Origin of the sequence: Chryseobacterium daecheongense, from assembly GCA_027920525.1 — a bacterium.
GTDB lineage: Bacteria > Bacteroidota > Bacteroidia > Flavobacteriales > Weeksellaceae > Chryseobacterium > Chryseobacterium proteolyticum.
The window spans coordinates 3,525,786-3,547,702 of sequence record CP115858.1; the positions used below are offsets into that span (position 1 = coordinate 3,525,786).

The following is a 21,917-nucleotide window of genomic DNA, read 5'->3' on the forward strand; positions in this document are numbered from 1 at the left end:
TTTTTGCTCAACCCAATAATATGGCAATTTTACAATTCATAAAACCCGATAAAGTAATTTTACTTAACTCTGATGAATTTAAAGGTCAATTTGAATTCAGACCTTTAGAACCAGGTTTCGGGCTTACAATAGGTAATGCTTTGAGAAGAGTGTTGCTTTCTTCTCTGGAAGGATATGCTATTTCATCTATCAAAATAGAAGGTGTAGAGCACGAATTTTCAACTATTCCAGGAGTAATCGAAGATGTTACCGAAATTATTCTTAACCTTAAGCAGGTAAGATTAAAATCTATAGCGGAAAACCAGTCCAACGAGCAGGTTGTTGCTAAGGTTTCTGGTCAAACGATTATTACTGCTGGAGATTTAGGTAAATCAATCAACGGATTTGAGATCTTGAATCCTGAGTTGGTGATTTGCAACCTGAACAGTGATGTAACTTTCGAAATTACTTTCAATATAGAAAAGGGTAGAGGGTATGTTCCTTCTGAACAAAATAAGTCAAACAATGCACCTGTAGGTACTATTGCTATTGACTCTATTTTCACTCCAATTAAGAAAGTGCAGTACAGTATTGAAAATTATCGTGTAGAGCAAAAAACAGACTACGAAAAACTTGTATTAGATATAGAAACTGATGGTTCCATCAGTCCTCAAAATGCTTTGACAGAAGCTTCTAAGATATTAATTTATCACTTCATGTTGTTCTCTGATGAGAGAATCACGCTTGAAACAGAAGCTGTAAAAGCATCTATCCAATATGACGAAGAAACTCTTCACACAAGACAACTTCTTAAATCTAAACTAGCAGATATGGATCTTTCAGTAAGAGCTCTGAACTGTTTGAAGGCTGCAGAAGTTGAAACGTTAGGAGAATTAGTTTCTTACAGTAAGTCTGATTTGATGAAATTCAGAAATTTTGGTAAAAAATCTTTGACAGAACTAGAAGAATTAGTGCATTCAAAAGGTCTTAACTTCGGTTTCGACGTTGCAAAATATAAGTTAGACGCTGATAAATAATTAATAATGAGACACGGTAAAAAATTCAATCACTTAGGAAGGACAGCTTCTCACAGAAGTGCGTTACTTTCTAATATGGCTTGTTCTCTAATTGAGCATAAAAGAATCAACACTACTGTTGCTAAAGCTAAAGCTTTAAGAGTATATGTTGAGCCCCTATTAACAAAAGCAAAAGAAGATACTACACATAATAGAAGAACTGTATTTTCATATCTTCAAAATAAAGAAGCTGTTACTGAATTATTCAGAACTGTAGCACCTAAAATCGCTGAAAGAAATGGCGGTTATACAAGAATCATCAAGACTGGTTTCAGACAAGGTGATGCTGCTGATATGGCTCTTATCGAGTTAGTAGACTTCAATGAGCTTTACAATCCTAATGCTGAAGAGAAAAAAGCTACAAGAAGAAGCAGAAGATCTACAACTGCTAAAAAAGCAGAAACTGTAGTTGCTGATGCTCCTGTAGTAGAAGAAAAAGTTGAAGAGCCTAAGGCTGAAGCAGCTGATTCTACAGAGGAAAAGACTGAAGAATAATATTCATTCAGATATAAATAAAAACCGTTCAGGACTCTGAACGGTTTTTTTATTTTTATATTTTGGTTCTTACTAATTCGATCACATTGTTTCCTTGCTCAAGGTGCAGGCTATCTCCTTTTACCCTTGCAGTCATGTCGTCTTTTTTATAGACTGTTTCCCCATCTTTAGTTTCTTCTTTAGGAAGGGTAAACGTCTTTTTGTTACTGGTTATTGCGACAGTATTCTCTTTTGGATCATTTTTGAAAACTACTTTTACCAAGGATCCATCGGTTGCCTTATATACAAAATCTGTTTTTTCAATTCTTTTACCGTTTACGTTTATAATGGATGAACTTGCCGAAGCTGAATCTATCTTTCCATTTTGATCAGATACTGCTGATACTGAACTATCAGTTTTAATGATGTTTTTATTGCCATCGGTTGATTTTTTACAGCCTACTACTGCTAAAAGAAATATAGTGTTGAGTAAAATGATCGTTTTTTTCATGATTGATAAAGTTTAATATGAAGTCTTTAATTTTATTCTTTATTTTTACAAAAATCATGCCTTGCCCTATGAAATCTCACTATAAATATTTTCTTCTGATCATTCTGATTATGTCCTTTAATTCAGTGTTTTCTCAAATAAAAAGAAATCAATTTGAAATTAAAGACGGTCATTTTTTTTTGAATGAAAAAGAGTTTATTATCCATTCGGGTGAACTTCATTATCCTAGAGTGCCATCAGAGTACTGGAAACACCGTCTTCAGATGATGAAAGCAATGGGGCTAAACACGGTTACTACCTATGTATTTTGGAATTATCATGAAGAAGCTCCTGGAAAGTGGAATTTCTCTGGAGAAAAAGATCTGAAAAAATTTATAAAAACAGCACAGGAAGTTGGATTGTATGTGATTATACGTCCTGGACCTTACGTGTGTGCAGAGTGGGAATTTGGAGGATATCCATGGTGGTTGCAAAAGGATAAAAATTTAGAAATAAGGACCTATAACCAGCCCTTTTTGAAAGAGTGCGAAAAATATATTAATCAACTGGCAAAGCAGATCATTCCTTTGCAGATCAATAATGGCGGACCTGTTATAATGGTTCAGGCAGAAAATGAGTTTGGCTCCTATGTTGCCCAAAGAAAAGACATACCATTGGAGCAGCATCGAAGATACAGCCATGAAATTAAAAATATGTTGATTAAATCGGGCATTTCTGTCCCATTCTTTACCTCGGACGGAAGCTCCCTTTTTGAGGGCGGAGCGATAGAAGGTGCATTACCGACGGCCAACGGGGAAGATAATATTGAGACCCTTAAAGAGAAAGTGAATGCATATAACGGAAATAAAGGACCGTATATGGTAGCTGAATATTATCCGGGATGGCTTGACCACTGGGCCGAACCTTTTGTGAAAGTTCCTGTAGAAGATGTAGTAAAACAAACTGAGTTATACATCAAGAATGGAGTGTCATTTAATTATTATATGATTCATGGAGGAACCAATTTCGGATTTACCAGTGGTGCTAATTATGATAAGAACCACGACATTCAACCGGATATTACAAGCTATGATTATGACGCTCCGATAAGCGAAGCAGGATGGGAAACTCCAAAGTATACAGCACTACGTACTATATTTCAAAAACTGAATCCAAAAAAGCTTCCTGAAGTACCCGCCAGGGAAAGGGTTATTACATTCTCACATGTGAAATTTTCTAAAACTCTTTCTATTTTTGATTTAGTACAGGGACAGAAATTTATATCAGCAGAAAGACCCTATACATTTGAAGAACTGAATCAAGGTAACGGCTACGTTCTTTACTGGATAAAATTTGATAAGGATCATAAAGGGAAACTTGAAATAAAAGGGTTGAGAGATTATGCAAATATTTATATTGATAAGGTTTGGAAAGGTGAATTGAACAGATACTATAAAAAATATGATCTTGATATCTCAATCAAAGCCGGGGAGACTTTGGATATCCTTGTTGAAAATATGGGACGGATCAATTACGGAGCTGAAATTGTACATAACCTTAAGGGAATAATAAGTCCTGTTGAAATCAATGGAGATCCTGTTAAAGGTCTATGGAAAATGTATTCGCTTCCTTTTGATAAGATACCTGAACTAAAAAATAAGTCGAAAGATATTCCTGAAAGGAGCCCTGTAATAAAAGAAGCAAAATTTCAACTCAAAGAAAAAGGAGATACTTTTCTTGATATGAGAAATTTCGGAAAAGGAATTGTGTTTGTGAATGGAAAAAATGTAGGGAGATACTGGAGCAAGGTAGGTCCCCAGCTTACATTGTATGTTCCTGGTGTATGGTTGAAAAAAGGAGAAAACACTATTCAGGTTTTTGAGCAGATTAATGATAAAAACATATCAGAAATTAACAGTGTAAGTACACCAGTTCTAGATGAATTGATTAAATAATCAAAAAAATATTATTTTAAATTAAGTGATATGATATCAGTCGTTAACTGAAAGAAATTGATTAACTTTAAAAGAAGAAAAACTAAATAAACCAACTCAAATTTAAAGATTACACAAAAGTGTAATTGATTCTGCTTTGTTTTCTGTAGATATTTGTCTCAAATAAGTAAAGGACATGACCATTTCAATAGCCATAGTAGAAGATGAAAAAAACTACAACAATGCGTTGAAGAAGGTCATCAATTATCAGGCTGATATGAAAGTCATTGCCCAGTTCTTTGACGGCAACGATGCACTGCATAATTTACCTCTTATTTCTCCGGACGTTGTGATGATGGATATTCAACTTCAGGATATGCTTGGAATTGAAATCATTGAAAAAGTACGGAAAGATATGCCCGATACCCAGTTTATCATGTGTACAAGCTTCGAAGATGATGAAAAGATCTTTAATTCTCTAAAAGCAGGAGCAATGGGATATCTCATCAAAGGAGAAAGCATGGACAAAATTCTCGCCTCTATTCGTGATGTATACAATGGAGGTGCACCGATGAGCTTTTCTATAGCACGAAGGGTGCTAAATCATTTTGAAAAAAAGACAACCGATGTAAAAGAATTTGATGAATTGACGCATCGGGAAAAAGAAATTCTTGAACTACTTTCACAAGGCTTGTTGTATAAAGAAATTGCAGATCAAAAATGCATAAGCATGGATACGGTAAAAAAGCATGTTGGAAATATCTATCGAAAATTGCATGTAAGCAATAAAGTAGAAGCTATCAATAAATTTAACCACTTTAAAAACTAAAAAACCATGAGAAACTTAGAGAATGAAAGCACAGACTGTGCTGAAAAAAAATTGGACTTAATAAGAGATATTTTACAATTAGATTGCGAGGTAATCAATGATTATTCTACACTGAGTCCACTTGTGAACTTGAAACTTTCAGCAGAACAAACCGGATGTATGAACGAGGGAGCAAATAGAATACTGAAGGAAACTCTTGAAGACTTTAAAATTGAAACCGGATCTTTCAAAAACCTTCCCATAAAATATAAATATATACACTTTATTTTTGTGGATAAAACCTCTTTGATGAGATTCCCTACTATTCAACCGGGAAGTCATAAGCATAATTTATACTATATAATTGTTGTGTGTGATCATGAAGATCTGAATGTTTTTGATTTTATCACTTATGATGCTTATTTAGTAGATAGTGCCGGAATGGCTAAAACAATAGAACTGCCAAATGAAATTTATGCTGAAATGAGAAAAGAGTTTTTGGGAGGAGTAGGAAAGGCTATTAGAGAAAACTCTACGTACAATGCAATTACAGAATATATATCTTTTTCTAATGTTATGTTTGAAACCTTTAGAAATGATTTGTCCGGAAACTTTAAAGAGGTGAATGTGAGGTTAATTGCAATACATAAAAATTGTGATATTAACAGTCAAAATGTTGCAGTATCAAGAGTTTTAAATGATAATAAAAAACAAAGCAGATTATCATTAGCATTTCAAAAGGAAGATCAAGGATTCTATGATATAGGTAATATGCAACCATAATGTACTCTGATTTCCAATTAGCATATTTGATTATTCTTTTTCTTGTTGCTTCTTTTTCGTTGATCCTAAGTATAAGGAATGGAAAGAAGCAACAGGAATTTTTGTGTCTCTACCTCGGATTGACTTTTATTCTTGAATTTTTAATGTACATTGTCCAGATATATTTTAAGACCACCGCGAACTTTGGTTTCTTATACAATGCTTATATTCTATTTTGTACATTATTTTTCCTCATTTATTTTAATCGGGGACAGGATATCGTCCTGGTTAAAATCAATAATGTAATTTTCTTTCTTTTTCTCATTATCTATCTTGGTTTCATTTTAAAAAATTATAAAGAAGTCAATCAGACAATAGGTATTGCTTTTTCGTTAGTATACATACTTTATAGTCTAATTTGGTTCTATGGAAAATTAAAACGTCCAAATACCAGGAGCATCATGCAGGATCCAAAGTTCTGGATTTCCTGTGGGCTATTATTTTGGGGAGTATTTTTTATTTTAAGAATTATACCGCGGTACGTTTTTGATAAAATTGATGATAAAGTATTAATTGCGTCACAGTCATTTTTTTTTATTGTTAATATCATTTTTTATTTCCTTTTTTTAATTTCTTTATCCAAATACACAAAAAAACATAATGACTTCTCTTAATGAATTAAAATTAACCTATGCAATCATTACAGTTGTTATGCTGTTCTTTGTGGTATTTATCATCTTTGTAGTATTAATGTACAATAGGAAGCAGCTTTTGTTTGTAAAAGAAAAACAACTTAAAGAAGCAGAATACCAAAATCAATTGTTACAAAAAGAGCTCGAAAAACAAAAACTGATTGAGCAGGAGCGGGAACGGATCTCACATGATATGCACGATGATCTGGGAGCAGGAATTTCAGCTCTTAAGCTTCAGGCAGAATTTTTAAAACAAAAAGCAGAAAATAGTGATCTAACAAATGATATTGACGAGCTGCTAAAAACATCTGAAGAAATGAATATTTCGATGAGGGAAATGCTTTGGAATTTGAATACAGGAAACGATACGATTGGAAGCTTTACAAGTTACTCAAAAATGTATACTGAAAGCTTCCTGAAAAAAACATCCATCAATTTTATTGTGACAGATCGGGGGATCATTCACAATATGCCGGTTTCCGCTGAAATTAGAAGAAATATGTTTTTGTGCTTAAAAGAATCATTGAATAATGCCTATAAACATAGCAAGGCAAATAAAATATCAATTTCGTTTTCACAAATGGATCGTGAATTTAGTATGGAGATTTCGGATGATGGAATAGGGATGATTGAAGGAAAAAATGAAGGGAATGGTCTTCGAAATATGAAACGCAGGATGAAGGAACTAAATGGAGAATTTGAAATTGTTTCCAAAGAAGATGGAACTGCTTTGATTTTTACAATAGTGATATAACCATCAGACTAATTGCATAATAACCCTTTTGTGTAATTGACTTTAATCTCTTTTAGTGAGAAATTTGATAGAGTAAAATTCACCATCATGAAAACTACAATTAACAACAGTTTTGAAGATTTCAAACAGACACTAAGCAACAACAATAAACTACAGCAGGAATTTAGGGATAATCCTATTCAGGCTGTCAATAGTATTGAAGTAAAAAATCCCAAAGAAACCGATACCTGGATATATAGAATTATCGTCCTGATGTTTGGGCTTGCGATTATTGGTATCATAACAGGATTGATTATATTATCCTTGCACAAGGAAATTACTTTAAACGAGCAGTTAATTACCATTTTTACTGCTATTTCATCAGGAGCGATTGGAGCCCTGGCAGGACTTTTAGCTCCTTCACCTAACAAATAACCTAAAAACTATAATCATGACTAAAATTATCACAAACTACCTATTAGATTGGAACATTAAATCCAGAAGCGGAAAGATCATCTTAAAGTTTAAAGATGCAGGATCTGAAGAAATCATGGAGGATTTAGATTACGAAACTTTCAGTGCATTAGCACATGTACTTGGAAAAGGCAAAGCCAAATATGACCCAACTGATAACTCAATTTATAATGTAATGTGATGAAAAATATATTTTTAACATTGGGAACAGTTCTTTTGTTCACTTCTTGCAGTAACCTGCATAAGGCAACATTGGAAGAACTGAAAAGTACAACCTCAAACTATCAGATGTCGTATGATGCCATGCGAAGAGGAGCCATAGTAAGCATCAAACCAGATGGGAAAATCAACAAAATATTATCGGAGGTGCAACCAGATGCTGCCATTGCCAGAACCACAGATATAACAAGTACGCTCATGGGTAAGCTGAAGTCGGGGGATAGTGTTTCTGCTGAACAAATGACTAAAATTACAGAAAGCCTTTCCAGGCTTGGTGAAAGGACTGCTCCAGTTAATATGCTTAGAGATGCATTATACAGATTGGAAGAACATTGTATTAATTTTGAAGAGCAATGCAAAGGAGAGCTCTATTGGACTAGTTTTAATAATATTGTTAATAATATAACTGAACTTCAGGGCAAAATTTCAGAAACGGCAAAAGAGGAAGCCAATAAAGCAAAAGCCCAGGCTGAAGAAGAAAAAGCTAAAACTTTAAGAACATTAACGCCGGAAGAACGAAAAAAATATGATTTGACACCGTGAAATAAGCAACAAAAATCAGTTGCTATGTCATGCATTTTTAAATTCTCCAAATTACCCTGAAAATTTTGGAGAATTTTATGTTTTTATTACCAAATATTAAAGTCCAGTTTTTTCATACCACTGTTTTTTTCATTAAATTTGTAACTCAAGTATATTAATTAATAATAAACAACTGGAAGCATTTTGCAGATAGTATAAACAGAAAAATTATGAGTTACATTTCTTACATTGAAGCGAGACAAATTTTGGATTCAAGAGGGAATCCTACAATAGAAGTTGATGTATTCACGGAGAATGGTGCAATGGGGCGTGCTGCGGTACCTTCAGGAGCTTCTACGGGAGAGCATGAAGCCGTTGAATTACGTGACGGAGGTTCAGAATATTTGGGGAAAGGTGTCCTTAAAGCCGTTGAAAATGTAAGAGAAGTTATTGCTCCTGAATTAGTAGGGCTTCCGGTTTATGACCAAAACCTTTTAGATCAGATCATGATCGACCTTGATGGGACTAAGAATAAAGGAAATCTTGGAGCAAATGCTATTCTTGGAGTTTCATTAGCAGCAGCAAAAGCAGCAGCAACAGAGTTAAGAATGCCATTATATAAATATGTAGGAGGAGTAAATGCAAATACACTTCCTGTACCTATGATGAACGTAATCAATGGAGGATCTCACTCAGATGCGCCAATTGCTTTCCAGGAATTTATGATCATGCCTGTAAAAGCAGATTCATTTTCCCATGCATTGAGAAAAGGGACTGAAATTTTCCACAGCTTAAAATCTATTCTTCATTCAAGAGGTTTATCTACAGCGGTGGGTGACGAAGGAGGTTTTGCTCCAACGTTTACAGGAACGGAAGATGCTTTGGATACATTACTTCAGGCTATTGAGAAAGCAGGTTACAAACCTGGAGATGATATTATGCTGGCGCTGGACTGTGCTGCATCAGAATTCTATAAAGATGGAATTTACGACTACAGAAAATTCCAGACGGCTGACGCTGCTCAGTTCACAAGCAGTGAGCAGGTTTCTTATCTTGCTGAATTAGCAGCTAAATACCCTATTATCTCTATCGAGGATGGTATGCAGGAAAATGACTGGGAAGGTTGGAAAATGTTAACGGATAAAATCGGAGACAGAGTTCAGCTTGTAGGTGATGACTTATTCGTAACCAATGTTGAGAGACTTGCAAGAGGTGTTAAAGAAGGTATTGCCAATTCAATACTTGTAAAAGTAAACCAGATAGGTTCTCTATCTGAAACGATGGCTGCTGTACAAATGGCTCAGCACAACAAATTTACTTCAGTAATGTCTCACAGATCAGGAGAAACAGAAGATTCTACTATTGCTGATTTAGCAGTAGCTATGAACTGCGGGCAGATCAAAACAGGATCAGCTTCAAGATCAGACAGAATGGCTAAATACAACCAGTTATTGAGAATAGAAGAAGCTCTTGGAGAAACAGCTATTTTCCCAGGATTGGAAGCATTTAAAATTAAAAGATAATTGAAAATATAAATAACGGCGAACGATAATTTGTTTGCTGTTTTTTTATGGAATTTTAGTAAATTTAAAAAAAATAAATAAATAATGTCAGACAACAAAGTTATATTGAATTACGACGGTAATTCATATGAATATCCTATCGTGGATAGTACTATCGGAGACAGAGGGATAGATATTTCAAAACTAAGAGACCAGACGGGTCTTATTACCCTGGATTTAGGGTATAAAAACACCGGAGCTACCATTAGTGATATTACTTACTTAGACGGAGATAAAGGAGAATTATTCTACAGAGGTTATCCAATCGAGCAGATTGCTGAAAAATCTAACTTTACGGAGGTAATGTATCTTTTATTACACGGTGAATTACCTACTCAGGATCAGTACAGTTCTTTCGAAAACAATATCAAAAAATATAACTTCATCGCAGACGAAATGAAAAAGATCATTGATGTTTTTCCTCGTTCTGCTCACCCTATGGGAGTATTATCTTCCCTGACTTCTGCATTAACCGCTTTTAACCCAAAAGCTGTTAACGTAAATTCTAAAGAGGAAATGGACCATGCTGCTGAATTGATGATTGCTAAATTCTCTCATCTTTGTGCATGGACTTACAGAAAAACTCAAGGTTTACCATTAAACCATGGAGATAACAATCTTAACTATGTTGAGAATTTCTATAAAATGGCTTTCAGATTACCAAATGCTGATTTCGAAATCGATCCGGTAGTTGTAGGTGCATTGGATAAGTTATTAATTCTTCACGCTGACCACGAGCAAAACTGTTCTACATCTACTGTAAGAATGGTAGGTTCTGCTCATACAGGTCTTTTTGCTTCTATCTCTGCTGGGGTATCTGCTCTTTGGGGGCCTCTTCACGGTGGCGCTAACCAGGCAGTAATTGAAATGCTTGAATTAATTGAAAAAGATGGAGGAGATGTTTCTAAATATGTTGCAAAAGCAAAAGATAAGAACGATAACTTCCGTTTGATGGGATTCGGACACAGAGTTTACAAAAACTTCGACCCAAGAGCTAAAATCATTAAGAAAGCTGCTGATGATATTCTTAGTGCATTAGGAATCCAGGATAAAGCTCTAGATATTGCAATGCAATTAGAAAGAGTAGCTCTTGAGGATGAATACTTCATTGAAAGAAAATTATATCCAAACGTAGATTTCTATTCAGGAATTATTTACAGAGCGTTAGGAATTCCTACAGAAATGTTCACTGTAATGTTTGCATTAGGAAGACTTCCGGGATGGATTTCTCAGTGGAAAGAAATGAGATTAAAAGGAGATCCTATCGGAAGACCAAGACAGGTATATCAAGGAGCTCAGCAAAGAGACTATATCGATATGGTAAACAGATAATATCTGCTTCAACAATAAAAAAATCCCAAAGTGAGCTTTGGGATTTTTTGTTTCTTATCATATTCTTTGTAGGGTGTAGGAGGAAGAATTATAATAAAGAAATGATGGGATTTTAAAAATCGGATGTTGAAATTTCTTATTTTTACTTGGTGTAAAAAACTAATATACAATGACTTTCGGGGGTAAGTTGCAATTTCGGAAGCTCAAAATATCAGGGAAAGGAAATACAGAAAACTGGCGAGGAGAATAGAACAAGATAAAATAAAACCTGCTATTTTAGCAGGTTTTTGTTTTTTAATTATGGACATACACAATTACCACATGTCCAGATTCTGCAGCTTCCGTCATCATTCCATTCACAGCAGTATCTTGGCTTCGTTGGGCCAGCACCTCCAATAATTGATTTCTGTTGATCTCTTCCTAATTTTTGTGCATTTTTTAGCACTGAAATGTTCTTGTTCATGATTTTGATTTTTTGATGTTGATGATTTAGTTTTAATTTTATATAAAATTATATCACTAATATAGGAGTTTTATTTGTAATATTTACTATTATTTTTCAACAAATGTAGATGATAAACAGTTGTTTATAGATTTTTTTAAAGTTTAACGGGTCTCAGAAATGAATGAGTAGCATTATTCTATTGTAACCAAGAATAAATTCTTCGAGAAACTAATTCAAAAGTTTTCCAGCTAGGGACCTTTACTTATATTTGTACATTGCATAAATCTTTATGAAACTAAATATTAAAAACGAAACGGGGAGGTTAAAATCAGTTGTTCTGGGCCAACCTAATTCTCTGGGACCGGTTCCCACCCTTGAGGAAAGCTATGATGCCAAGTCATACTACTCAATCGAACACAACATATATCCTAAAGAATCGGATATTATTGATGAAATGAATGCTTTTGAAGCAGTACTGAAAAAATACGATGTGGAAGTTTTGCGTCCGAGCATTATCAAAGATTACAATCAGGTTTTTGCAAGAGATGTTGCTTTTGTAATTGATGATAAGATGATTATTTCCAATGTAATTGCTGACAGGGCAGATGAGCAGGAAGCTTACAAAAAAGTTTTTGAGAAAGTGGCCTGGAGAAAAATTATTAATCTCCCGGAAACGGCTCATATTGAAGGTGGAGATGTTATTGTCTGGGATGATTTCCTGTTTATAGGAACTTGCTTTAGCGAAGATTACAGAAATTACAAAACAGCAAGAACCAACGAATACGCCATAGAGATCCTAAAAGAGTACTTTCCCAAAAAGAGGATCATAGACCTCGAGTTAAAAAAGAATGATAAAATTCCTTTCGAGGGTATCCTTCACTTAGATTGTACATTCAATCCTGTTGGAAAGGATAAATGCCTTATCTATAAGAATGGTTTTGTGGACGAAAGCGATTATCGTTTGATTGTTGATATTTTCGGGGAGGAAAATTGTTTCCATTTGACAGATGAAGAGATGTTTGAAATGTTTCCTAATATCTTTTCTATATCTCCTGAAATAGTGGTTTCAGATCAAACATTTACAAGAATGAACAACCATCTGAGAAATGAATGGGGAATGACCGTAGAAGAGATTCCATACCGTGAAATTTCCAAAATGGGCGGACTTTTACGCTGCTCTACAATGCCATTAGTGAGAGAATAATAAAGTAAGAGTGTGAGAGAGTAAAGAGGTTTAATAGCCCAATCTTTCAATTTTTAAATTAAAAAACAATGCAAACTACAGATACAGTATTAATGATTGAACCGATTGCTTTCGGTTATAATGCGGAGACCGCAGAAAATAATTACTTTCAGGTTGAACAGAAAGATTCGGATGTTCAGGCTAAAGCTTTAAGCGAATTCAATGTTTTTGTTGAAAAGTTAAGAAATAAGGGGATCAATGTGATTACAATTAAAGATACCCCAGATCCTCATACTCCGGATTCTATTTTTCCGAATAACTGGGTAAGCTTCCATAATGATGGTAAAGTAGTTTTATACCCTATGTTTGCTTCAAACAGAAGAGTTGAGAGAAGAGAAGATATCCTGGAAACAATAAAAAGTAAAGGTTTTGAAATAACGGAAGTAGATGATTGGTCACTTCCTGAAATCCAGGGACACTTTTTAGAGGGAACAGGAAGCATGATCTTTGACCATGACAATAAAATCGCTTATGGTTCTGTTTCTTTAAGATTGGATGAAAAATTATTCAGAGATTTTTGCGAAAAATATGGTTTCGAACCTATTGTTTTTCATTCTTTTCAGACCGTAGGTTCAGAGAGACTTCCTATTTACCATACCAATGTTATGATGTGTGTAGCTGACAAATTTGTTGTCATTTGCCTGGACTGTATAGATAGCGAGCTTGAAAGAAGCAAGGTTATTGAAACCATCAAAAATTCAGGAAAAGAAATTATTGAGATTTCAGAAGAACAGATGCAGCAATTTGCGGGGAATATGCTTCAGGTCCAGAATAAGGAGGGTCAGAAATTTCTAGTAATGAGCCAGACTGCATATGAATCTTTAACATCAGATCAAGTATCAGCCATTGAAAAATATTGTGAAATTATCTATTCAGATCTAAATACAATAGAAGTAAATGGTGGTGGAAGTGCACGTTGTATGCTGGCAGAGGTTTTCTTGCCTAAGAATTAGATATAAAAGGAAAATAATATATTTGCGCAAAATATAATTAATTGGAATTATCAACCAGTAAAGGTTTACATATTCTTCTAACTTTGGAAACGGAGTTAGAAGATTTGCTATTAGACAGTAATGGTTTTCTTAAATATACCGAAGGAATTTTGGAAAATAAAGAAGTTGAAATCGTGGGAATAACGAATCACATATTTGAAAACCAAAGCTTTACTTCTGCTGTATGCCTTAAAGAATCTCATTTGTGTATTCACACATGGCCTGAGTATAAGCAATTAACATTTGATGTTTTCCTTTGCAATTATCTAAGGGATAACACCGATAAAGTTGAACAAATTGCAGATGAGATTATTCATTACTTTAAAGCCAAAGTCATCCAAAAACACAAGATTTATAGATAAAAAATGGATTATGTTTGTCCCGTCTGCAAAACTGTAAACACACACGAAATTAATTTTCCTGTAAATGAGTACGTGTGCAGATCATGTGCTAATCTTATTAATGTACACAAAAACGCTTCAAGTAGGGTCGTTAAAAAGCCAGTTGAAAATGTTGTGTTGGATATTGGAAGAAAAGGAATAATAAATGATACAGAATATAGTGTTGTAGGAATTATTGTTCGTAAATATGGTTCAAGTATTTATTGGCGTGAGTATTATTTGAAGGATGAAAAGAGGAATGATGCTTTTCTGAGTGAAAGTAATGGGCATTGGATCTTCTTGTTACCTCTGGCTAAAGAGAACTTAAGAACAAAAAGTTCTAAGCAGATTTTTAGGGATCAGAAGACATATAGATGGTATGAAACTACGCAATGTTATATTGATGCAGCAGCTGGTTTTTTTGAAGATGCATTGAACTTTAATTTGGCTACTTATAAAGAATATGTCAATGGTACAGAAATGATTTCTCAAGAACAGTCTGTAAGCGCCACGGAATATTTTGTGGGCAATCATGTTTCTAAGCATACTATAAAAAGAGCATTTAAAATTCCACATCTTCCTAATTATTCAGGAATTGGGATTGTACAGCCATTTTATTTTAATTTAAAACAGGCTATTAATATTCTTTGTATTGTTGCACTCTTAATTTGCCTGTTACAATTGTATGTTTATACTTCACGAAGTAACTATACAGTATTTGAGCAGACGGTAAAGTTTGAAGATGTGAAAAATAAAGAAATGGTTAGCAAAAGCTTTTCTCTTTCCGGAGGTTCAGCTCCTTTGAAAGTAAATTTACATTCAGCTGTAGATAATTCATGGGCGAATGTTCAATTGAGTCTTGTTAATGAAAATACAAACGAAGTTGTTTATACCTCTAAAGATATTGAAGAGTATCATGGATATGAAGATGGTGAAAACTGGAGTGAAGGTAGTACAAGCGAAGAATTTAATCTTTGTGGTATTTCTTCCGGGAAATATCATTTTGTAATTTCAGCTGAAAAACAGGAATCTATTTTAACTAGTACAGCTTCTAATTATTATACCTCCGCGGACGGTAGTGTAAGTTTATCCAGGGAAGCATCTGGAATAATTAATGTGGTGAACAATAATACACGAGAATCAGTGTCATTTGGAGATCTTAATACATTAAGAAAAGATCAATCTGATATAGGTGAACTTGTAAGAAGAACTTTTGGAAATCAAAATCTAGACTCGCTTCTTAGTTTAAATACAACGTTATCAGAGGCTTCACGAAATATAGAGAATAGAGATAATAGTTCTGTGGATATTAAAGCAACCTGGTTACCTGTCTCATTCTGGAACTTTGGAATTGTCCTAACTTTGATGATTATTTTCTTTATCATTTGTTATTGGGGCAGACATCTCTTCAATGTATCCAAATGGAGTGATAGTTCAAATTCACCATATATGCAATCTTAATTATGTCAGTAGTATTTAATTATCTAAAAGAAAATTGGTTCGTCTTCTTAGTAGGGGGGATATTTCTGACTTGGTTTATATACCTTACATATGAAGGAAATCAAGTTTGCGATTGTGAAAAAACAGAAACTTATCGCGATGGAACAACAAGAAGTCATACTTCAAGAGTTGGCTTCTATAGATTTTACCACAAATAAAAATTACATATGGACAAAATTAATTTATTGCCAATAATTAATTCAATTCTTTATTCATTTTTAGGAATAGGGATTTTATTAATCTGCTATCTTATCGTTGAAAAATTAACACCCGAAAGGACATGGCATGAAATTGCTAGAAATCAAAACGTAGCTTTAGCTATTATTTTTGGAGCGATCATCGTTGGAATTTCAATTATCATAAGTGCAGCAATTCATGGATAAGAAGAGGATTCCTCTGGAGTTACTTTTAATGTTTTCAGTGTTTGTTATTGCAACCTGTGGATTAATTTACGAATTGGTTGCTGGGGCATTGGCAAGTTATCTTTTAGGAGATTCTGTAAAGCAATTTTCATTTATTATTGGAGTTTATCTTTTCTCAATGGGGGTTGGATCCTATTTTGCAAAATTCATAAAAGGAAATCTTATTGATAAATTTATTGAAATAGAAATTCTTGTTGGAATAATCGGGGGGATAAGCTCTGTTATTTTATTTACATTATTCAATGCTTTAGCTCATTTCGAGAGTGTTTTGTACTTGTTTGTCTTTTTTACCGGAACGCTTGTGGGTGTGGAAATCCCTCTTCTGATGAATATTCTAAAAGATAGAATTGGTTTTAAGGATTTAGTTTCCAATGTTTTTGCATTTGATTATGTCGGAGCTTTATTAGCATCTATCCTTTTTCCTCTTGTCCTTATTCCAAATTTAGGAATTGTAAAAACCCCTTTATTCTTTGGGTTAATTAATATTTCGATTGCTATCTTTTTATGTTTTTATCTTAAGAAAGAATTATCAAGTCCACTTTCTTTAAGAGTGAAATCAATTGGAGCATTTCTATTATTGTTGGGACTTTTTATATTCTCAGATAGGATTCTGTCTTATTCTGAAGAGAGATTATATGGCGAAAATGTAGTGTATACAAAAAGTTCGCCTTATCAACGGATTGTATTAACAAGGAATAATCGTGAGTTTCGATTATATTTAAATAATAATCTCCAGTTTTCTTCCACAGATGAATACAGATATCATGAAGCATTGGTGCATCCGGTAATGTCAATGGCTAAAAATATCAGCAATGTATTGATATTAGGCGGAGGTGATGGATTTGCAGTTCGGGAAGTGCTAAAATATAAGGATGTTAAAAATATCACTTTAGTAGATTTGGATGGTGAAATGACCAATTTTTTCAAAACTAATGAAACAATGCGCAAACTTAATGATGGCTCTCTATCAAATACCAAAGTAAATGTTATCAATAAAGATGCTTATGTTTGGGCTAAAGAGGGTACAAAGAAATTCAATGTGATTATCGTTGATTTTCCAGACCCGTCAAACTACAGTTTGGGAAAGCTTTATTCACTGCAATTCTATAAAGAATTGGAAAGACTTGCAACAACTGGTACTAAAATTGTAGTGCAGACAACATCTCCTTATTTTGCACCAAAGTCATTTTGGTGTATTGAGAAAACACTCCATCAGATATTTCCTTTTACATCTGCTTATCATGCTTATGTTCCTTCTTTCGGTGAGTGGGGATTCTCTATGGCCTCTTTTGAACCAATAAATAACAAAGTCTACAGAAGAATTCCTAATTTGAGATTTTATGATTATAACTTCTCACAGCTGTCATACTTTAGCAAGGACATGAAAATAAATAATGTGGAAGTTAATAGATTGGATAACCAGATATTAGTTCGATACTTTGATGAAGAGTGGGGGAAAGTACAGTAGGAAAGATTTTCTTAAAACGATGGTTTTTGGGAGTCTTATTTTTCCTTTTTTACAATATTGTGAAAAGAAGGGGAAATCTCTATTGCTTAGAATTACAGGTACTAAACACATTCTTGGACATCAACTTTGGGCTAAAGATTTTCCCGCCTCTACTGAAGAAATACATAAAAAATATCTTATCGTTGGAGGTGGAATATCGGGCCTTTCTGCATGTCGATTTTTAAACAAAAATAACCAGGATGATTATCTGTTAATTGAAATGGAAAATCACTTTGGAGGGAACTCTTCGAATGGTGAAAATAGATATTCAAAATTCCCTTTAGGAGCACACTATCTGCCTTTACCTAATAAGGAGAATAAGGAAATTATTGATTTTTTGCAAGAATGCGGGATCTATGAGGGAGATGATGAAAGTGGAGAGCCAATACTCGATGAATACCAAATGACGTTTCCCCAGCAGGAAAGACTATTTTATAAAAATGCCTGGCAAAATGATATTGTTCCTCAAAAAGGAATTTCTGCTGAAGTCCAACATGAGCTTAATCGGTTTTTTAAACTTATGGATGATTATCGTGAGAAAAAAGATCTAAATAATAAATATTGGTTTGCTATTCCAGTTGAAGATTCCAGTAGGGAAGTTGAGGGGGTAAAATTGGAAAAAATAATTTTCAAAGACTGGCTAAAACACCAGTGTTTTAAATCTGAAGAATTACTATGGGTACTGGATTATTCCTGCAGGGATGACTATGGTTTAGGAATTGATTATGTTTCAGCATGGGCTGGTATTCACTATTTTGCCGGAAGGAAAAATAATTGGAGCAAAAAATATAAGGATCAGGTTTTTACGTGGCCTGAAGGAAACGCCAATCTGGTAAAACATTTTTTTAAATATATAGAAGGAAAACAATTAACGAATCATTTGGTTTTTGACGTAAAGTTAAATAAGAATAATGCTGAGATTTTATCTTTTGATAATGTTCAAAAAAAGACAAAAAAAATAATTGCTGAAAAAGTTCTATTCGCAACGCCACAATTTGTAAATGAGAGAATTTTTATGGATAGAGATACAAAATCTTTCAACTATGTACCTTGGCTTTTAGCAACAATTACCTTGAAAAATGAATTTGGAGGAGATGAAGAATTAGCATGGGATAATGTGATTTATGGATCTGATGGTCTTGGGTATATCTATAATCAGCATCAGAATGTCAATCAGATTATGGGTGAAAAAGTAATCACATACTATAGAAGTTTTTCGACTAATGATTGTAGAAAAGCAAGGAGAAAACTATTTTCTATGGATGAAGATAACCTTAAGAATTTCGTTTTAGATGATCTTAAGAAAGCTCACCCTTTAATTGAAGATTTTATTATTGAGATGCAATTTCATAAAATTGGTCATGCTATGATTGCTCCTGTTCCTGGTCAAATTTTTGGAAAGGCTGAAATGGCTAAGCAGTCTATTGGAAATAGAATATTTTTCGCTCATACTGACCTTTCAGGAATATCTATTTTTGAGGAAGCTTTTTATCAGGGAATCAGAACTGCAGAAAAGATGATATGAAGCAGCCTTGGATTCATAATGCTAAAACAGATGGTTGGTTTATACTTGCACCTCCCTTTTTGATTTTGTTAATCATTTGTGTTTTTCAGAAGGAAATTCTAAATTTAGAAAACGAATATTCTTTTTACACCTGGTTATTCCTGATTGTATTTGTAGATGTAGCTCACGTTTACTCAACCTTATTTAAAACTTATTTTATTAAAAAAGAGGTTCAGCGCAAAAAGCTTTTATATTTGGGGATTCCTTTGTTGAGTTGGATTTTGGGTTTGTTGCTCTATCAATTCGGCAGCCTGACCTTTTGGTCATTTTTGGCTTTGGTTGCTGTTTTTCATTTTATTAGACAGCAATATGGTTTCATGCGAATTTATTCCCGTTTAGAACCAAATATCTGGAGTAAGAAAATAGATGAGGTGGCTATTTACACAGCAACGATTTATCCTATGCTATATTGGATAAAAACACCTAGGGCGTTTACATGGTTTGTTGAAAATGAATTTGTCTGGCTTAGAAGCTTACCAGATTATATAAATCTTATTACAGTCTTATATTTTATTATTTTGTCCGTTTGGATCGTCAAAACTGGTTTTGATATTTTTAAGGCCAGGCAAATGAACATCCCAAAAGTCGCCCTAATTGTAGGGACATATCTTTCCTGGTACTTTGGAATTGTATATTTTAATAATGATTTGATATTCACTTTATTGAATGTATTGTCGCATGGAATTCCATACATCTCCCTGATTTATATTAGAGAAATTAAGCAAAAGGATAATGCCCAATTAAACAAGCTATCCCTGTTTAAATCTGCTTTTGGAATTTATTTATTCATAATAATCATTGTTGCATTCGCTTTTTTTGAAGAATTTTTATGGGAAATATTGGTATGGCGAGAGCACTTTTCAGTAGGCTTCCATTCTTCTTTAAATTGGCTTCACTTTATTGTCCCTTTATTAGTTGTTCCTCAATTAACCCATTACCTATTAGATGGCTTTATTTGGAGAAAACCGAAAAAAGTTAAGTAAATTTGGATCTTACATAAAAATTATGAAGATGCAGAAGTACTTTTTTATGATGCTTGTTTTGTTGGGAGCAAGTCTGAAAGCCCAGCAAAAAACATTTTGTAATCCCATTAATATCGACTACGGATATACGCCTTTTGAATCTTTTTCCCAACAGGGAAAACACCGGGCGACTGCTGATCCGGTTATCGTAAACTTTAAAAACAAACTTTTTTTGTTTTCCACAAACCAAGAAGGTTATTGGTATAGTGATGATATGCTTGACTGGAAATTTGTACAAAGAAAATTTTTACGGGATAAGAAATATATTCATGATCTAAACGCACCTGCAGTTTGGGCCATGAAAGATACTTTATATGTTTTCGGCTCGACCTGGGAACAGGACTTTCCGATCTGGAAAAGTACAAATCCCACGAAAGATGATTGGAAAATTGCTGTAGATACTTTAAAAGTCGGAGCCTGGGATCCTGCCTTTCATTATGACGAAGACAAAAATAAACTCTACCTGTATTGGGGTTCAAGTAATGAATGGCCCTTGCTTGGAACAGAAGTAAAAGTAAAGACATTACAATCTGAAGGATTTGTAAAACCTATATTGCGATTAAAGCCGGAGGATCATGGCTGGGAACGTTTTGGAGAGTATAATGATAATGTATTTTTACAGCCTTTTGTTGAGGGTGCATGGATGACGAAACATAATAACAAATATTATATGCAGTACGGAGCTCCAGCTACTGAATTCAGTGGATATTCTGATGGAGTGTATGTGAGTAAAAACCCTTTAGAAGGTTTCGAATATCAACAGCATAATCCCTTTTCATACAAACCAGGTGGTTTTGCAAGAGGTGCCGGACATGGAGCAACCTTCGAAGACAATTATAAAAACTGGTGGCATGTTTCAACAATTTTTATTTCCACAAAAAATAATTTTGAGAGAAGACTGGGGATCTGGCCTGCAGGTTTCGATAAAGATGATGTAATGTATTGTGATACATCCTATGGAGATTACCCTACTTATCTTCCACAATATGCGCAGGGAAAAGATTTCTCCAAAGGTCTTTTTGCAGGTTGGATGCTGTTGAATTATAATAAGCCTGTCCAGGTTTCTTCGACATTAGGAGGATATCATTCAAACTATGCTGTTGATGAAGATATAAAGACCTACTGGAGTGCTAAAACAGGTAATTCTGGTGAGTGGTTTCAGACGGATCTTGGCGAAGTTTCCACGATCAATGCAATTCAGATCAATTATGCTGATCAGGACGTGGAATTCTTAGGGAAAACTTTAGGGAAGATGCATCAATACAAAATCTATGGATCCAATGATGGGAAAAAATGGACTGTTATTGTGGATAAAAGTAAAAACACAAAGGATGTTCCTCACGATTATGTGGAGCTGGAAAAACCGGCAAAAGCAAGATTCCTTAAAATGGAAAACCTTAAAATGCCTACCGGAAAATTTGCATTAAGTGGCTTCAGGGTATTTGGAAAAGGAGCGGGACAAAAACCTCCAAAAGTTCAGAACTTTGTTCCTTTGCGGGCTGATGCAAAGAAATATGGAGAAAGACGAAGTATCTGGATGAAATGGCAGCAAAACCAGGATGCCGATGGGTATGTAATATATTGGGGTAAGTCGCCGGATAAATTATACGGAAGCATCATGGTATATGGAAAGAATGAGTATTTCTTTACTGGAGCAGACAGAACGGATGCGTATTATTTTCAGATAGAAGCTTTCAACGCTAATGGAATCTCGGAAAGAACAGAAGTAATGAAATCAGAATAAAAAAACTCACTGAGAAATCAGTGAGTTTGGCAAAAATAATT

At 34.1% G+C, this 21,917-nt stretch carries 22 protein-coding genes; 20 read left to right on the plus strand and 2 right to left on the minus strand.

The genetic code is table 11. The features are described from left to right. Positions 1-20: 20 nt before the first annotated feature. Entirely contained in the window at positions 21-1,016 is a 996-nt protein-coding gene (locus PFY10_15700; protein ID WBV55668.1) for a DNA-directed RNA polymerase subunit alpha, read from the plus strand. A 6-nt stretch (positions 1,017-1,022) separates the two neighbouring features. Continuing rightward, positions 1,023-1,550 (plus strand): 50S ribosomal protein L17, encoded by a 528-nt coding sequence (gene rplQ / locus PFY10_15705; GenBank protein WBV55669.1) that lies wholly within the window; start codon positions 1,023-1,025, stop codon positions 1,548-1,550. Positions 1,551-1,605: 55 nt separating this feature from the next. Here the strand turns inward: rplQ and PFY10_15710 are convergent, their stop codons facing one another. After that, positions 1,606-2,040: a hypothetical protein gene (locus PFY10_15710; GenBank protein ID WBV55670.1), complete on the minus strand. Its 435-nt coding sequence runs from the start codon at positions 2,038-2,040 to the stop codon at positions 1,606-1,608. A 68-nt stretch (positions 2,041-2,108) separates the two neighbouring features. Between PFY10_15710 and PFY10_15715 the strand changes: the two genes are divergently transcribed. From PFY10_15715 to PFY10_15755, 9 genes are all read left to right on the plus strand, one after another. Beyond that, a complete protein-coding gene (locus PFY10_15715; GenBank protein WBV55671.1) occupies positions 2,109-3,974 on the plus strand; it encodes a beta-galactosidase in 1,866 nt (621 codons plus the stop codon). A 175-nt stretch (positions 3,975-4,149) separates the two neighbouring features. Then, the gene (locus tag PFY10_15720; protein ID WBV55672.1) at positions 4,150-4,782 is read left to right on the plus strand and encodes a response regulator transcription factor; all 633 of its coding nucleotides are present in this window, start codon (positions 4,150-4,152) and stop codon (positions 4,780-4,782) included. Positions 4,783-4,788: 6 nt separating this feature from the next. Beyond that, entirely contained in the window at positions 4,789-5,544 is a 756-nt protein-coding gene (locus PFY10_15725) for a hypothetical protein (protein ID WBV55673.1), read from the plus strand. A 639-nt stretch (positions 5,545-6,183) separates the two neighbouring features. Further along, positions 6,184-6,969, plus strand: coding sequence for a histidine kinase (locus PFY10_15730; protein ID WBV55674.1), 786 nt, complete (start codon positions 6,184-6,186; stop codon positions 6,967-6,969). Between the two features lie 87 nt (positions 6,970-7,056). After that, the gene (locus tag PFY10_15735; GenBank protein ID WBV55675.1) at positions 7,057-7,383 is read left to right on the plus strand and encodes a hypothetical protein; all 327 of its coding nucleotides are present in this window, start codon (positions 7,057-7,059) and stop codon (positions 7,381-7,383) included. Between the two features lie 16 nt (positions 7,384-7,399). Next, complete coding sequence (locus tag PFY10_15740) at positions 7,400-7,603, plus strand: hypothetical protein (protein ID WBV55676.1); 204 nt, start codon at positions 7,400-7,402, stop codon at positions 7,601-7,603. Next, positions 7,603-8,184 carry a hypothetical protein gene (locus tag PFY10_15745; GenBank protein WBV55677.1) on the plus strand — a complete coding sequence of 194 codons (582 nt, stop codon included), beginning with the start codon at positions 7,603-7,605 and terminating at the stop codon, positions 8,182-8,184. Before PFY10_15740 ends, PFY10_15745 begins: the two co-directional genes overlap by 1 nt. A 209-nt stretch (positions 8,185-8,393) precedes the next feature. Beyond that, the gene (gene eno / locus PFY10_15750) at positions 8,394-9,686 is read left to right on the plus strand and encodes a phosphopyruvate hydratase (GenBank protein WBV55678.1); all 1,293 of its coding nucleotides are present in this window, start codon (positions 8,394-8,396) and stop codon (positions 9,684-9,686) included. A gap of 84 nt (positions 9,687-9,770) precedes the next feature. Continuing rightward, positions 9,771-11,057, plus strand: coding sequence for a citrate synthase (locus PFY10_15755; GenBank protein ID WBV55679.1), 1,287 nt, complete (start codon positions 9,771-9,773; stop codon positions 11,055-11,057). A gap of 298 nt (positions 11,058-11,355) precedes the next feature. Here PFY10_15755 and PFY10_15760 read toward each other — a convergent pair whose 3' ends face one another. Next, on the minus strand, positions 11,356-11,520 hold the full coding sequence (locus PFY10_15760) for a hypothetical protein (protein WBV55680.1): 165 nt from the start codon (positions 11,518-11,520) through the stop codon (positions 11,356-11,358). Between the two features lie 271 nt (positions 11,521-11,791). Between PFY10_15760 and PFY10_15765 the strand changes: the two genes are divergently transcribed. From PFY10_15765 to PFY10_15805, 9 genes are all read left to right on the plus strand, one after another. Continuing rightward, positions 11,792-12,706, plus strand: coding sequence for an arginine deiminase family protein (locus PFY10_15765; GenBank protein WBV55681.1), 915 nt, complete (start codon positions 11,792-11,794; stop codon positions 12,704-12,706). A gap of 68 nt (positions 12,707-12,774) precedes the next feature. Next, on the plus strand, positions 12,775-13,698 hold the full coding sequence (locus PFY10_15770) for an arginine deiminase-related protein (protein WBV55682.1): 924 nt from the start codon (positions 12,775-12,777) through the stop codon (positions 13,696-13,698). Between the two features lie 41 nt (positions 13,699-13,739). Then, complete coding sequence (locus tag PFY10_15775; GenBank protein WBV55683.1) at positions 13,740-14,099, plus strand: S-adenosylmethionine decarboxylase; 360 nt, start codon at positions 13,740-13,742, stop codon at positions 14,097-14,099. A 3-nt stretch (positions 14,100-14,102) separates the two neighbouring features. Then, positions 14,103-15,578: a DUF4178 domain-containing protein gene (locus PFY10_15780; GenBank protein ID WBV55684.1), complete on the plus strand. Its 1,476-nt coding sequence runs from the start codon at positions 14,103-14,105 to the stop codon at positions 15,576-15,578. Between the two features lie 206 nt (positions 15,579-15,784). Then, complete coding sequence (locus tag PFY10_15785) at positions 15,785-16,000, plus strand: DUF350 domain-containing protein (GenBank protein WBV55685.1); 216 nt, start codon at positions 15,785-15,787, stop codon at positions 15,998-16,000. Further along, positions 15,993-17,507, plus strand: coding sequence for a polyamine aminopropyltransferase (locus PFY10_15790; protein ID WBV55686.1), 1,515 nt, complete (start codon positions 15,993-15,995; stop codon positions 17,505-17,507). The genes PFY10_15785 and PFY10_15790 overlap by 8 nt, the downstream gene beginning before the upstream one ends. A 19-nt stretch (positions 17,508-17,526) precedes the next feature. Next, positions 17,527-19,071, plus strand: coding sequence for an NAD(P)-binding protein (locus PFY10_15795; GenBank protein ID WBV55687.1), 1,545 nt, complete (start codon positions 17,527-17,529; stop codon positions 19,069-19,071). Further along, positions 19,068-20,093, plus strand: a complete 1,026-nt coding sequence (locus PFY10_15800; protein WBV55688.1) for a hypothetical protein — start codon at positions 19,068-19,070, stop codon at positions 20,091-20,093. Before PFY10_15795 ends, PFY10_15800 begins: the two co-directional genes overlap by 4 nt. Positions 20,094-20,121: 28 nt before the next feature. After that, positions 20,122-21,876 (plus strand): discoidin domain-containing protein, encoded by a 1,755-nt coding sequence (locus PFY10_15805; GenBank protein WBV55689.1) that lies wholly within the window; start codon positions 20,122-20,124, stop codon positions 21,874-21,876. Positions 21,877-21,917: the final 41 nt, after the last annotated feature.

What these genes read in the sequence shown, in the direction of transcription:
- PFY10_15805 (WBV55689.1), top strand. Translation starts at nt 20,122, where the DNA reads ATGCAGAAGTACTTTTTTATGATGCTTGTTTTGTTGGGAGCAAGTCTG.
- PFY10_15790 (WBV55686.1), top strand. Translation starts at nt 15,993, where the DNA reads ATGGATAAGAAGAGGATTCCTCTGGAGTTACTTTTAATGTTTTCAGTG.
- PFY10_15785 (WBV55685.1), top strand. Translation starts at nt 15,785, where the DNA reads ATGGACAAAATTAATTTATTGCCAATAATTAATTCAATTCTTTATTCA.
- PFY10_15760 (WBV55680.1), bottom strand. Translation starts at nt 11,520, where the DNA reads ATGAACAAGAACATTTCAGTGCTAAAAAATGCACAAAAATTAGGAAGA.
- PFY10_15780 (WBV55684.1), top strand. Translation starts at nt 14,103, where the DNA reads ATGGATTATGTTTGTCCCGTCTGCAAAACTGTAAACACACACGAAATT.
- PFY10_15745 (WBV55677.1), top strand. Translation starts at nt 7,603, where the DNA reads ATGAAAAATATATTTTTAACATTGGGAACAGTTCTTTTGTTCACTTCT.
- PFY10_15700 (WBV55668.1), top strand. Translation starts at nt 21, where the DNA reads ATGGCAATTTTACAATTCATAAAACCCGATAAAGTAATTTTACTTAAC.
- eno (WBV55678.1), top strand. Translation starts at nt 8,394, where the DNA reads ATGAGTTACATTTCTTACATTGAAGCGAGACAAATTTTGGATTCAAGA.
- PFY10_15795 (WBV55687.1), top strand. Translation starts at nt 17,527, where the DNA reads ATGGTTTTTGGGAGTCTTATTTTTCCTTTTTTACAATATTGTGAAAAG.
- PFY10_15715 (WBV55671.1), top strand. Translation starts at nt 2,109, where the DNA reads ATGAAATCTCACTATAAATATTTTCTTCTGATCATTCTGATTATGTCC.
- PFY10_15720 (WBV55672.1), top strand. Translation starts at nt 4,150, where the DNA reads ATGACCATTTCAATAGCCATAGTAGAAGATGAAAAAAACTACAACAAT.
- PFY10_15770 (WBV55682.1), top strand. Translation starts at nt 12,775, where the DNA reads ATGCAAACTACAGATACAGTATTAATGATTGAACCGATTGCTTTCGGT.
- PFY10_15740 (WBV55676.1), top strand. Translation starts at nt 7,400, where the DNA reads ATGACTAAAATTATCACAAACTACCTATTAGATTGGAACATTAAATCC.
- rplQ (WBV55669.1), top strand. Translation starts at nt 1,023, where the DNA reads ATGAGACACGGTAAAAAATTCAATCACTTAGGAAGGACAGCTTCTCAC.
- PFY10_15765 (WBV55681.1), top strand. Translation starts at nt 11,792, where the DNA reads ATGAAACTAAATATTAAAAACGAAACGGGGAGGTTAAAATCAGTTGTT.
- PFY10_15735 (WBV55675.1), top strand. Translation starts at nt 7,057, where the DNA reads ATGAAAACTACAATTAACAACAGTTTTGAAGATTTCAAACAGACACTA.
- PFY10_15710 (WBV55670.1), bottom strand. Translation starts at nt 2,040, where the DNA reads ATGAAAAAAACGATCATTTTACTCAACACTATATTTCTTTTAGCAGTA.
- PFY10_15725 (WBV55673.1), top strand. Translation starts at nt 4,789, where the DNA reads ATGAGAAACTTAGAGAATGAAAGCACAGACTGTGCTGAAAAAAAATTG.
- PFY10_15800 (WBV55688.1), top strand. Translation starts at nt 19,068, where the DNA reads ATGAAGCAGCCTTGGATTCATAATGCTAAAACAGATGGTTGGTTTATA.
- PFY10_15755 (WBV55679.1), top strand. Translation starts at nt 9,771, where the DNA reads ATGTCAGACAACAAAGTTATATTGAATTACGACGGTAATTCATATGAA.
- PFY10_15730 (WBV55674.1), top strand. Translation starts at nt 6,184, where the DNA reads ATGACTTCTCTTAATGAATTAAAATTAACCTATGCAATCATTACAGTT.